The sequence below is a fragment of the Sphingomonas panni genome (assembly GCF_022664435.1).
Taxonomy (GTDB): domain Bacteria; phylum Pseudomonadota; class Alphaproteobacteria; order Sphingomonadales; family Sphingomonadaceae; genus Sphingomonas; species Sphingomonas panni.
The window spans coordinates 158,991-171,581 of record NZ_JAKREU010000007.1; the positions used below are offsets into that span (position 1 = coordinate 158,991).

At 69.9% G+C, this 12,591-nt stretch carries 11 protein-coding genes; 4 read left to right on the top strand and 7 right to left on the bottom strand.

Annotated features, from left to right (window positions below):
• Positions 1-46: 46 nt before the first annotated feature.
• From MF609_RS14485 to MF609_RS14495, 3 genes are read right to left on the bottom strand one after another with little or no spacing between them, the layout of a single operon-like run.
• Positions 47-4,207, bottom strand: a complete 4,161-nt coding sequence (locus MF609_RS14485; protein WP_242416997.1) for a translocation/assembly module TamB domain-containing protein — start codon at positions 4,205-4,207, stop codon at positions 47-49.
• Positions 4,204-6,141, bottom strand: coding sequence for an autotransporter assembly complex protein TamA (locus MF609_RS14490; RefSeq protein WP_419723103.1), 1,938 nt, complete (start codon positions 6,139-6,141; stop codon positions 4,204-4,206). Before MF609_RS14490 ends, MF609_RS14485 begins: the two co-directional genes overlap by 4 nt.
• Before the next feature lie 56 nt (positions 6,142-6,197).
• Positions 6,198-6,422: a hypothetical protein gene (locus MF609_RS14495; protein ID WP_242416998.1), complete on the bottom strand. Its 225-nt coding sequence runs from the start codon at positions 6,420-6,422 to the stop codon at positions 6,198-6,200.
• A 205-nt stretch (positions 6,423-6,627) separates the two neighbouring features.
• Here MF609_RS14495 and MF609_RS14500 point away from each other — a divergent pair, with 205 nt between their 5' ends.
• Entirely contained in the window at positions 6,628-6,768 is a 141-nt protein-coding gene (locus MF609_RS14500; protein ID WP_242416999.1) for a hypothetical protein, read from the top strand.
• A gap of 9 nt (positions 6,769-6,777) precedes the next feature.
• Here MF609_RS14500 and MF609_RS14505 read toward each other — a convergent pair whose 3' ends face one another.
• Positions 6,778-7,392 (bottom strand): S24 family peptidase, encoded by a 615-nt coding sequence (locus MF609_RS14505; RefSeq protein WP_242417000.1) that lies wholly within the window; start codon positions 7,390-7,392, stop codon positions 6,778-6,780.
• A gap of 95 nt (positions 7,393-7,487) precedes the next feature.
• On the opposite strand from MF609_RS14505, the gene MF609_RS14510 reads away from it, so the two are divergent.
• Positions 7,488-7,673 (top strand): hypothetical protein, encoded by a 186-nt coding sequence (locus MF609_RS14510; protein ID WP_242417001.1) that lies wholly within the window; start codon positions 7,488-7,490, stop codon positions 7,671-7,673.
• Entirely contained in the window at positions 7,670-7,981 is a 312-nt protein-coding gene (locus tag MF609_RS14515) for a hypothetical protein (RefSeq protein WP_242417002.1), read from the top strand. Before MF609_RS14510 ends, MF609_RS14515 begins: the two co-directional genes overlap by 4 nt.
• A gap of 4 nt (positions 7,982-7,985) precedes the next feature.
• Here the strand turns inward: MF609_RS14515 and MF609_RS14520 are convergent, their stop codons facing one another.
• The 3 genes from MF609_RS14520 to MF609_RS14530 are packed head-to-tail and all read right to left on the bottom strand — an operon-like array spanning position 7,986 to position 11,440.
• The gene (locus tag MF609_RS14520; protein ID WP_242417003.1) at positions 7,986-8,765 is read right to left on the bottom strand and encodes a hypothetical protein; all 780 of its coding nucleotides are present in this window, start codon (positions 8,763-8,765) and stop codon (positions 7,986-7,988) included.
• A complete protein-coding gene (locus MF609_RS14525) occupies positions 8,762-10,003 on the bottom strand; it encodes a TIGR04063 family PEP-CTERM/XrtA system glycosyltransferase (protein ID WP_242417004.1) in 1,242 nt (413 codons plus the stop codon). The genes MF609_RS14520 and MF609_RS14525 overlap by 4 nt, the downstream gene beginning before the upstream one ends.
• Before the next feature lie 57 nt (positions 10,004-10,060).
• Positions 10,061-11,440, bottom strand: coding sequence for a helix-turn-helix domain-containing protein (locus MF609_RS14530; RefSeq protein ID WP_242417005.1), 1,380 nt, complete (start codon positions 11,438-11,440; stop codon positions 10,061-10,063).
• A 150-nt stretch (positions 11,441-11,590) separates the two neighbouring features.
• Between MF609_RS14530 and MF609_RS14535 the strand changes: the two genes are divergently transcribed.
• Complete coding sequence (locus MF609_RS14535) at positions 11,591-12,373, top strand: SDR family oxidoreductase (RefSeq protein ID WP_242417006.1); 783 nt, start codon at positions 11,591-11,593, stop codon at positions 12,371-12,373.
• Positions 12,374-12,591: the final 218 nt, after the last annotated feature.

Sequence of the window (12,591 nt, forward strand, 5' to 3'; positions counted from 1 at the left end):
TACGAACCACTGCCCCAATCGTTGCGCAGCCGGTTCGACCCGTGCGTCAGTAATCGCGCGAGATGCGGACGTTGGTGCTTTGCCGGCCGATGGTGGAAATCGACGCGAGCAGCGACAGCCAGCGGGTCACCTGAAACTCGATCCGGGTCGCGCTATAGCCCTGTCCGTCGGTCACGATCTCGGCATAGAAACGCCGGGTCAGATATTTGCCGGCGGCAACCGACGTGCCCTGCCCCGTCTGCGGATCGGCGGGCAGGATGCGTAGCCGGTCGAGGCCGGCGGCACGGCGCACCGCGTTGATCGGGTTCAGCCCGCCCTCCCCATTCTGCAGCGCCGCCACTGCCGCCGCCAGCTGCAACGCTTCGGGCGCGGACAGGTTGGTGATCGAGGTACCGAACAGCAACCGCGACAGCAATTCGTCCTCGGGCAGCGCGGGCACACTCTGGAAGCTGATCTCCGGTCGAGTGGCGGTGCCGGCGACGCGGATGGTGGCGTTCAGCCCCTGCGTATCGGCAGCGGCAACGATATCGAGTGCCGGGTCGGCGGGGCTTTCGCCGTTGAAGCGCAACGCGCCGCGATCGACCCGGAATTCGCGTCCGGCGAATTCATAATCGCCCCTTATCAGATCGGCGCGGCCGTTGATGATCGGGCTGGTCGGCTCGCCGGTGATCGCGAGGTCGGCGGACCATTCGCTGGTGAGGCCGAGGCCGGTGACGATCAGACCGCCGGGCGCGCGTGCCTTCAGGTCGAGCTTCCACGGGACGACCGCCGCGCTCGCCTCGTCATCGCCATCGGGGCGGTTGATCTCGCGAATGTTGAGACGCGGGATCGGCGCGGTGGCCGTCGCGCGGCCGAGGCGATAGCGGCTGCCGTCCATCCGCACCTCGCCCGAAATCGTACCGCCTGCCCCGTCGCTGCGCACGCGGATCGGGCCGGTGACGGTCGCGCCGATCGAATCGGTGTTGATGAGGCGCGCGCGGTCGGCGTTCAACGACAGGTCGATGCCGAAGCCGCGCACGGCGGCGAATTCGAACGCGCCGGTGCCGGTCACCCGCCCCTGTCGCCCGTCGCTGGCGGCAAAGCGATCGATCACCAGCCGCGATCCGTCGAACCGCCCCTGCGCCTCGACCCCGGTCAGCACGCTGCCAGTGATCGCACTTTCGATGCGCGCGCCGCTGGAGCGCAGGACACCACGGATGCGCGGGTCGGCGAGGCGGCCGGTGACATCCGCGCCGACCGATACCGGGCCGGACAGGTCGAACAATTCGATGCCGGTCAGCCGCCACAGCGTGTCGGCAGGACCGCCATAGCGCAGCTGCGCGAAGAGGGGCGCATTGTTCAGCCGGGTGGCGAGGTCGCCCTGCCCCAGCGGCGCCAGCCGCGCCTGCGCCCGGCCGATGGTCTTGCCCCCACTCGCCATCACCGCACGCACGCCCGCGCGATCGGCGTCCAGCACCGCCGCGATGCCGACATCGATCGGGGTCGACGACAGCACCAGCCCGGAGCGGCTCAGGCCGCGGATCGTCAGGTCGACCCGGCCGCTGGGGGTATCGCCGCGCGTCGCATAGGCGATCCTGCCCGACGCGCTACCGCTCAGCCCCAGCCCCGGATAGCCGATATCGAGCACGGCGAGCGGCATCCGCGTCACGTCGAGCGCGAGTTCGGTGGTGTCCGCCGCCACCGCGCCGCCGACCGTCGCTGTGCCGCCGGCAAAGCTGAACTCCGTGGGCGCGAGCCGCCAGCCATCGCCCTCACGCCGGATGACCGCCGGCGTTTCGAGCTTCAGTGGGCGGCGGTCGAGCGTGCCCTGCGCGCTGATGCGATATTCGTCCGCCGTGACCTGCGTCACGCTCTGGATCGAGAAGGCCCGGCCGCGCGACCCGGCGATGGCCGCGCGGATTTCGCCGACGCCGTCGACCAGCCTGGCACTGCCCGCCAGCCGCGCGATCGATAGCTTGCCGCGCCGGAAGCCCTGCGCGGTCATCGTCGCATCGACCGTGGTGCCGCCGTCGGCCAGCACGATGCCGGCCTCCAGCCGCGCGCGGCGCACCGATCCGGCAATGCCCAGACGGGCACGGGTGGCGTCCAGCGCGATATTGATCCGCTGGTCGCTGCCCTGCGGGGCGAAGTCGATCGTGCCGGCGATACCGCCGCCATCGACGTTCAGCCGCCCGAGAAAGCCCTCCTCGACGATATCGACGCCGCCGGTCGCGCGGGTGCCACTGACCTCCAGTTCGTCGACCGCGATGCGGGCGGTGCCGCCGCTCGGCAGCAGGATACGGCCATTGGCAGTGAACGGTCCGAGGCGCGAGCCGCCCTCGGCGCGATAGGCGAAGCCCTCCGCCGTCGGATCGAGATGGGCGACGACGTTGCTCAGGCCCAGCGTCGCGTTGGGCGAGGCGAAGCGGAGGTCGAGGGTCGGCTTGGAGATGTTGCCGTCGAGCACCAGCTGGACCGGGCCGTAGGTGGCCTGTCGCCCGCTGCCTTCGAAATGGAAGGTGCCGTCGCGGCGGCGATAGCCGTTGCCGACAAGCGTCAGGCCGGGCGAGGTGAGCCGCAGCCCGCGCAGATAGAGGATGCCGTCCCTGCCCCGCTCCAGCCCGGTCTCGATGCGCGGCAACCCTTGCGTCAGCGAGCGGAAGAAGCCGTTGTCGAGCCGGCGGACCTGCGCCATGCCTCGCCCGACGATGCGCGTGCCGCCGCCCGGAATCGGCACGGCGGTCAGCCGCGTCTGCACATCGACCAGCCCCAGGCCCGCGATCAGATAGCGTTGCAGCGCGCCGCTGATCCCGACCTCGTAGCGGCCGGTGGTGAGGTCGAGCGTCAGCATGATCCGCCCGTTGAGCTTGTCGGAGCGGACGATCAGGTCGTTGCCGACCAAGGTCCGGGCATCGACCGCCAGCTTGCCCGTGACCGATAGGTTGCGCAGGATGCCGCCCGCGACATCGCCAACGCCGGTAACGCGCGCGGCCGCCAGCCGCACGGGCACGATGACCGGCGCCTTCGAAAAACGCCCCTGCCCGGCGGCGACTACCTGTTCGAACCCGGTCTGGTCGAACGCCAGCCGGTTCGCGCGCAACCGGTAATCGAACCGCGCGGTCGAGAATTCGCCGTCGAGGATCGCACGCAGTTCGATGTCGCGCCCGGTCATGTTCGGGAACATCGCTTCCGGGCGCAGCAGCCGCGCGCGCAGGCGCAGGTCGCGGAACGCGCTGGTGCCGAGGTCGATGATGCCGTCCGCCTCCATCGCGAGTGCGGCACTGCGCAGTGCCAGCACGCCATCGATGCGGCGGTCGGCGAAGGTCGCACTGCCGGTGACGCGGACGTTCGGCGCGGTCAGCCGCTGCAGCTTGCCCTGCAGCAACGACGACGGTGCGAGCGTGCCGCCCAGCGTGTAGCGCCCGGCGCGCACGCCCAGCGTCAGGTCGACGATCCGCGCGCTTCCGGCATCCGCGACCGCGCGCCCGTCCCATGCCGACCAGCGCCCATCGCCCGACACCTCGACCGACAGCGGCCGGCGGATGCCGCTGGCGGTCGCGAGCAGTCCGTCGCCTGCGCCCCGCGCGCGCAGGTCGATATCGAAGCGGTCGCGATCGGGTTCGGCATCGAGGCGAAGGCGCAGCCGGTCGCTGGCCGCGATATCGAGCGCGAGATCGACCAGCGCGCGGCCGGACCGCACATCCGCCTGTCCCGACAACTTGCCCGTGCGCGCGGTCCCGGTCACAGCCTTCGCGAGTTCCAGCCGCTCGACGCTCAGCCGGCCGATGCGAATGTCGAAGCTCGGCAGGATCGGACTCTTGCGCCCGGTCGGGGTCGGCTGCGGCAGCTTGGCGAGGATCGCGCGCGGGATCGTCAGGCTGTTGATCGACAGCCGGTTCGACACGAATTCCCATGGCCGCCAGTCAAGTTCGGCCAGCGGCGCTCGCAGGATCAGCCCCTTGGAATCATAGATGCGGACATCGATCAGCCGCGCCCGCGTATAGATCGATCCGTCGATGCGCCCGATACGATAGCGCAGGCCGTTGGCGGGCTTCATCGTCGCGATGCGGTTCGCGATCAGCCGATGGCCCGGCCCGGTATCGATCACCACCAGCGCGCCGACGATCAGGACGACGATCGCCAGCAGCAACTGCGCGATCCGCCGGCCGCAGCCGATGCGGCGCTTCACCACGACCGGCGGCGGCGCTGCGGCGGGTTCGTCGGTCAAAATGCCTGCCCCAGCGAGACATAGACGGCGATGCGCGGGTCGCCGCGCTGCGGGTTGATCGGCGTGCCGACATCGACGCGGATCGGCCCGAAATTGCTGTAATAGCGCACGCCGACCCCCGCGCCGTAGCGCATCCCCGAAAAGCGCGGGAGCGTGGAGGTATAGATGTTGCCCGCGTCGAGGAACGGCACGACACCGAAATTGCCGAACGCCTTGACCCGTGCCTCCAGCGAGAATTCGGCGAGGCTGCGGCCGCCGATCGGATCGTTGTTCGGGTCGCGCGGGCCGATATCCTGGAACCCGTAGCCGCGCACCGACGCGCCGCCGCCGGCATAGAAACGCCGCGAAGGGGCAACGGCATCGCGCGGCGCACCCAGGATAGATCCGATCCGGGTCCGCGCGGCCAGTACGACCCGCGAGGTCACCGGGCGATAGACGCTCGCATCGATCTGGGCACGGGTATAGCCGAACAGGTCGCCGCGCAGCGACAATTCGGGGCTGATCCGCCCGCCCAGCCGGAAACCGCGCGTCGGGTTCAGCAGGTCGTCGGAGCCGTCATAGTTCAGGCTGCTGGGCAAAGCGCCGATGAAATAGGTGCGGCGGCGCGGTTCGCCGGTCGCGACGATCACGTCGCGTTCGTCCGTCGCGACCAATTCGCCGCCCAGCGCCCAGGTCCACGTCTTTTGAAAGAAGATGTTGGTCTGCCGCTCCAGCCCCGCCGACAGCGAGACGGTATTCGCCTCGAACGCATTGCGCACCAGATGCGTCGCGGCGATCTGCGCGGTCAGCACCCGGTCGCGGCCATGGAAATTGTTGCGGCGGAAGGTGACAGCCGCCACCTGTTCCAGCGTGCCGAGCACGCCGCGCAGCGTCAGTGCCCCTTCGGGCGGGAACAGGTTGCGATGGGTCCAGCTTGCCTCGACCCGGGCGCCTTCGCCGGTGCCATAGCCAATTTCGCCGGCGATGGTGCGCGGCGGTGCCGGCTCCATCGCGAGGTCGAGGTCGACCGTGCCCGGCGCCTGCCCCTCGACCGGGGTCAGGCGCACCTGCGACACCAGGCTGGTCTGCACGATCGCGCGACGCAGATCATCGACCAGCGCGGAATCATAGGTTTCGCCGGGTTTGAACCGGGCGATGTCCTGCGCATGATCGCCGTCGAAGATGCGGTTGGCCCGCGCGACGATCCGGCCGAAACGGCGCTCGCCGCCCGGCTGCACATCGACCTCGATCGTCGCGGTCCGGGTAGCGTGGTCGACGGTGATCTCCGGCTCGCCCACCTTGGCGAAGGGAAAGCCCTCCCGTCCGATCATCGTTTCCAGCTTGTCCTGCGCGGCGACCACGCTGTCGCCCTGCACCGGCGCCTCGGGCTTCAGGCCGAAGGCTTCGCCGAGGGCGGGTGCCTTCGCGCCCGCCGCCGCGATGCCCGGCGTGCGGACCTGAGCGAAGCGGTAGAGCTGGCCCGGCTCGACCTCCAGATACACGATCAGCCGGTCACCTTCGGGGCGGACGCTGGTGGTGATGCGGGCGTCGAAATAGCCTTCGTTGCGGAGCAGTTCGTCCAGCAGCCGTGCATCCTCGCGCGCGCGGCGATCGATCTGCGCGGCGTTCGACGGTTCGCCTTCATTGGCGCGCAGCGTCGACAATTCGTTGAAACGCTGACGGAACAGGTCGTTATTGATGCCGTCGATACCGGTGATGCGATAATTATAGCGGAAACCGCCCTCGGCGCGCTGCGGCCCGGTCGTCAGCGTCGGGTCGGTCGGCGCGGTGGCGAGGTCGGGCCATGCCACGCCGATATCGGGCAGGTCGGCCAGCGGCGCGTTCGGGTCGAGCGGCGTTTCCTGTACGACCGGCGGCGTCTGCGCGAACGCCATCGGACCCGCAAAAGCGAGCCATCCGGCGCTCAACAGCACGGCTAGCCGGCAGCTCGACATGGGATCGTCCTAGACCGGCAGGATAGGTGCCGCCAAGCGCAAACCGGCCGGAATCGTCAGTGAATCGTGCCCCAGGCGTCCGGCTGTTCCAGCAGCGTGACCAGCCGCGCGAGCTGACGCCAGCGGCAGAACTGCACCACATTCTCGCGGTCGCGGGCCTGGTTCGCGCGCGCGGCGGCTTCCTCGGCAGCGGCCGGGCCATAATCCGCCATCAATTCATCCGCCTTCGCCAGATCGGACAGGTCGGCGATATATGGCGGCAGCATGACGGTATCGAGCATGGCATCCCGTAGTTCATGGATCGTGCCGGAACCGAACCGACCGGCTTTCCCGCCGCCTTCGATCCTTAACGCGGCGAATGCAATCCCGCGTTGGCACGGCAGCACGTCCCGATCCGAAACAGACGGGACGAGAGTGGCGCGGTGCCGCCGACTATGGCAAGCGTCGGCGATGAACAGACCACCCCATACGCCGAAAGCCGGCGGAATGCCGATCGCGCTGGGCGTGATGGGCGGTGCCATCATCGGCGCGGTATATGGCGAGGCGACCATGGGCCTGCTGATCGGACTGGCCATCGGTGTCGCCATCGCCGTCGTCATCTGGCGACGGGATCGACCGCAAGGATAACGCCCGCCGTCACAAGGCGCGCGACAGCCAGACGACGCGGCCGACAATGTCCGGCGTTCCGTCGATCGCGATCGGTGGATAGGCGGCATTGTCGCTGACCAGTTCGACGCCGCCCGGCACCCTCGCCAGCCGCTTCACGAGCAACACGCCGTCATGGCGCACTACATGGATCGCGCCCGACACCCCGCGCCGGTCGCCGCCGTCGACCAGGATCGTGTCGCCATCGGCCAGCGTCGGCAGCATCGAATCGCCCGCCACCGCGATCACCGACGCATGGGTCGGGCGCACCCGCAACTGACGTAGCAGCGCCGCGTCGATCCGCAGGGCGCCGTCGCCGCGATCCTCCTCGACAATTCCGCCCGGTCCGGCCGACGCCCGGGCATCGATCCGCGGGACCGCCACCAGTTCGCGCGCGACCGGCCCGCCCAGCGCCTCCTCCGACACGCCCAGATAGCGCGCCAGCGTCGCCCGGTCCCCCTCCGACAGCCGCCGGGGCGACCCGCGTTCGATATATTGCTGCATATAGGCCGGGTTGCGCCCCAGCAGGCGCGACAGCTCCGACAGGCTCGCCCCGCGCTCCGCCGCCAGGCGGGCGACGCCTGCGCGGACATCGTCCAGTTCCATTGCCGCACTCCCTTTAGGAATTTTCCTAGACATGTTGGATTTTAAAGAACAGATCAAGAACATTGTTGAGTCGAGGGAGTGGATGGAGGTGATGGATGCACACCATATTGCAGCGGATCAGTCGGCATCTGCAGGAAACGGGCACGCCCGAAACGCTGTTCGGGCGGCGGGCGGCGGGCGACCCGAGGCTGGTGGGCGACCTGCGCAACGGGCGGCAGCCACGCGCGCCACTGATCGCCCGGATCGAGGCCTATATCGCACGCCAGGAACGGCCGGAATGAGCCGGGGGCCGGACGCGCTGGCCCTGCTCGAACGGCGGCTGCGCAACGCGGCGGAGGCGGCGGGCGTCGCGATCGACGTCCGTGATTCGCACGCCATTCCGTGGGCCAGCGCGACCTTCAACGGCGCGCGGCACCGGCTGACCATCGCCAGCGAAGAGGCTGGCTTCGACGCATGGCTGGCCGGACTGCCCGAAGCGGATTTGCCGCTGCGCGGGCATCTCGTCGCCGACCTCGCGGTCACGGGACGGGAATCACTGGCGGACCAGCAAGTTGCGACGATCGAGGTACTGACTGTCGAAGAGCGCTGACCCCCTATTCACCCCCCGCCATACGGCGCAACGCGCCGAGGGCGGAGGCGAGGCCGGGGCGGGTGCCGTCCGGTTCCGGTTCGGCCTTTGCCGGACGATGGCCGCACCGCCGTTGCAGCCCCTGGTCGAGCCGGTCGATCAGTTCGGACAGTCCGGGTGCGGGCGGCGTCGGTGGCGCCGCCGGTTCGTCGATCGCCTCGACCAGTAGCGGCGCGGGTTCCGGTTCGATCTCCACGACCGGTTCGGACTCGACGACCGGTTCGGCTTCGATCACTGGCGGACGGAACAGCGGGCGGACCGTGGGGGGCGGTGCCGCCGGGACCATCGGCAGCGCCTCCGGGTCGAACATCGCCATCGGCGTGTTCAGGTCGCGCGGCAGTTCGACCTCCGGCTCGGGCGACGCGACCGGATCGAGGAACGGCGTTCCCAGATCGCGGGCGGCACGCACCGGCTGGCGCGGCGGGGCGTCGGGATGGGCATCGGCGCGGCGGACACTGGGCGGCGCTTCCTCGACCGGAATTTCGGCGGACGGCAGCGCGACCGGACGGCGCACCGCCAGCAGGGTCAGCGCGATCCACACCGGCACCGCGACCAGCAACGCAGCGACCAGCATCATCCCGGCCCGCGCCGTCCAGCCCAGCGGCGGCGCGGCGATCGGCAACAGGGCAGGCAGGCCGCTTTCGGACACGACCGTCTCGATCCGCCACATCGGCACGACCGCGATCGCGACCGCGACGATCAGCGCCGATGCGCCGGCGACCAGCGGGGGGAGCGAGCGGTTCATGCGTCCGCCATCGTCGCATTGCCGACGACCGCATCCGCGTGCCGGCCGGCGATCAGGCGCTGGTACAGCGGCTGGTAGCGCGCGACGTTCGACGCCCAGTTGCGCTCCGCCTCGACGAAGGCGCGGCCCCGGTCGCGCATCGCCTCCCATCCCGACCGGTCGGCGAGCAGCGCGGCGACCCGCGCCGCCAGCGCGGCGGGGTCGTCGGCCGGGAACAGCGTGCCGGTGTCGCCGTCGCGGATCAATTCGCGGTGGCCGCCGACATCGGATGCCGCGACCAGCCGGCGCTGCGCCATCGCCTCCAGCGGTTTGAGCGGGGTGACCAGATCGGTCAGCCGCATCGCCTTGCGCGGATAGACCAGCAGGTCGACCAGCCCGTAATAGCGTTCGACCTCCTGATGCGGCACGCGGCCGATGAAATGGATGGCATGGGCGACGCTGGAGGCCGCCGCCTGTGCGCGAAGCGCCGCCTCCATCGGTCCGCCGCCGACCAGCAGCAGCCGGACGTTCGGCCGCGCCGCGACCAGCGCCGGCATCGCAGCGATCAGCGTGTCGAGGCCCTCGTAATCGTAGAAGCTGCCGAGATAGCCCAGCACCTCCTTGCCCTCCAGCGCCAGTTCGGCGGCGAGCGCAGTGTCGGGCGGGGGCGGATCGCCGAACAGGGTCAGATCGACGCCGTTGGGCGACACCATGATCTTGGCCGGATCGATTCCGCGCGCGACCAGATCGCGGCGCAACCCTTCGCATATCACCGCGACGCCGTCGGCACGGCGCACTGCCCAGGTCTCCAGCGCGCGAGTCGCGCGGTAGCGGGCGGAGCCTTCGGTACCGGTCCCGTTGCCGACGGCAGCATCTTCCCAGAAGGCCCGGATTTCGTAGACCAGCGGCAGGTCCCGCCGCCGTGCGACGCGCAGCGCGGCGAGCGCGTCCAGCACCGGCGAATGGGCGTGGAGGATATCGGGCCGGAACGCATCCACCACCCGGTCGATCGATGCCGAAAACGCACGGATTTCGGCCAGTTCCCCCAAGGGGGCCGGCCATGCACGCGGCGGCACGGTGCGATGAAAGTCGATGCCGTCCACCGTCTCGCGCGCGACCGTCGTCGCCCCCTGTCGCGCGCCGGTGACCGCCGCGACCTGCCACCCGCGCGCCATCTGCGCGGTCAGGATCGCCCGCGTCCTGAAGGTATAGCCGCTGTGCAGGGGCAGGCCATGGTCGAGGATGTGAAGGACTCGCATGACAACCTCCTGCCACGTCAGGGTTAAAGGAGACGTAACGGCCCCTTACTACCCCGCTCAGTCGCCGGCAAAGGCGAAGGGGGTCAGCCCTCCTTCCCGATCGTCCAGCCGCATGGCGCGGGCGAGCGGCGGGGCGGAGCGTTGCGGACAATCGCCCCGCGTACAGGCGCGGCACCCCGGCCCCACCGGTACCCCTCCCGCCGACAGGTCCAGCCCGCGCGCCGCCGCCAGCGCGCCCGCCTGATCGGCAGCGACACCCAGCATCACGACGAAGCGCGCCCGCACCTCCCCGGCCAGCGCGCCGGGCGGGGTGACGGTACGCGACAGCGTCAGCCAGCGGCCACCCTCCTCCGGCTCGACCAATTGCACGATCGTTTCCCCGCCGCGCGCGAACGCGTCGAACGCGCCGAGCAACGGACAGGGTGCCCCTTCGACCAGCGGCGACTGGCTGGCCCCCGCGAAGCGCTTCGACACCTGTCCGGCGCGGTCGAGCCGGAGCAGGCAGAAGGACAGCCCCCGCGCGCCGACGCGGTGGAGGGTGGTCAGGCGGTGGGCGACATGTTCGAACCCCGCACCGAACCGCCGGCCGAGCAGCGCCAGATCATATCCGGTCGCCTCGCACGCCCGCAGGAACCGGGCATAGGGCATCATCACGGCGGCGGCAAAATAGCCGTGCAGGTGCCGCCGCAGCCATTGTTCGGCGGTGCGGTCGGACAGGCCGGCACCGCGCACTACGGCGTCGACCTCCGCCCGCGCCTCGGCATGACCGAGCGCCCGGGCGAGCGCGAAGGTCCGCGACGCCGGGTCGAGCCGTTCGGACAGTTGCAGCTGGCGGGCGTGGAGATCGGTGCGGTGCAGCCGGTCGGGCATGACCTCCACCGGTAGTAGGCGGACCGACAGGTGATGCCGCACCCGCAGCCGGTCGGCCATCGCCGCCGCCGGATCGCCACCGGCGAGGCGCAGTTCGTCGGCCAGCGCCTCCGCCTGCGCATCGAGGTCGGGGAAATGATTGCGCCAGCGCTCGATCGTTGTGCGTGCCTCGGCCGCCGGATCGGCGGTGACCGGCGCCCCCGCCCCGCTGCCGCCTAGCCGGTCGAAGACGCGGGCGAATGCCTCGGCCCCGCCGGGCGCAGCGGACAGCCATTCGGCGATGTCGGCGCGGTCGAGCGACAGGTCGGCGAACATCGGATCGGCCAGTCGGCGACGCAGCGCCTCCGCCCCGCCGCCCGGCTCGCTCGCTGCCAGCGTGCGCGGATCGAAGCCATAGCGTTCGGCCAGTGCGACCAGCAGCGTCGCGGTCAGCGGACGCTGGTTGCGTTCGATCAGGTTGAGATAGCTGGCGGAAATGCCCAGCGCTTCGGCCATCGCCGCCTGGGTCAGCGCCTGCCCCCGGCGCAGGCGGCGGACGGCATGGCCCGCGAACATCTTGCTTTCCATCGGCCCCACCCCGGCTTCGCCTGTAAAGAGATTACAGCAGCGGACGGTTGTTACAAGATGGCGTGACAGACCCTTTTTTGTCGCTTCGGTATCGGCTACTTATCCTGCAACGATGCCGTTTCGAACATCGGGTTTGCAGGAGATGATGCCATGGACACCAACAGCCTGTTCCGGCTCGACGGGCGCACGGCGCTCATCACCGGCGGATCGCGCGGGATCGGGCGGATGATCGCAGCAGGCTTCGTCGCGCAGGGGGCGCGGGTGTTCGTATCGGCGCGCAAGGCCGATGCCTGTATCGCCACGGCGGAGGAGATCGGCGCGACCGCCCTGCCGCAGGACGTGTCGAGCGTGGAAGGGTGCCGCGCGCTGGCGGACCGGCTGGCCAGCCATACCGACCGGCTCGACATCCTCGTCAACAATGCCGGCGCGGCATGGGGGCAGCCGTTCGAGGAATTTCCCGAAAGCGGGTGGGACAAGGTGATGGACCTGAACGTCAAGTCGCCCTTCTTCCTGACGCAGGCGCTGCATCCGATGCTGAAGGCCGCCGCATCGCGGGCACGGCCGGCAAAGGTCATCAACATCACCTCAATCGACGGCCAGCGTGTCAATCCGTGGGAAACCTACAGCTATCAGGCGTCGAAGGCGGCGCTGATCCACCTGACGCGACGGATGGCAGCGCGGCTGGTGCAGGATGCGATCCATGTCACCTCGATCGCGCCGGGGGCCTTTGCCAGCGAGATGAACAAGGCCGCGCGCGACCATGGCGACGGCGTGGCGAAGCGCATTCCGGCAGGCCGGATCGGCGTGGACGAGGATATGGCGGCGGCGGCGATCTATCTGGCGGCGCGCGCGGGCGATTATGTGGTGGGCGAGACGATCACGGTCGATGGCGGGCTGGTCAATGCGTCGCTCGGCGGATCGATCGACGGATAGCGGCCAAAGTTCACTAAGTTCACACTCGTGGCGTTTTGCACGTGCGGTTGGCGTCGGACTGTTGCCACGTCTTCGCAACGGGATCCCGCTCCTACTGCTGCCGGTCAGAAGAAGAAGCGGGACCCCGGATCAAGTCCGGGGTGACGGCAAGCGGAGGCCTGCTTTCGAACCTCACCGCTGTCGGTCGGCGACGTTCGCGCGTGCCCGTGACGCGCGGG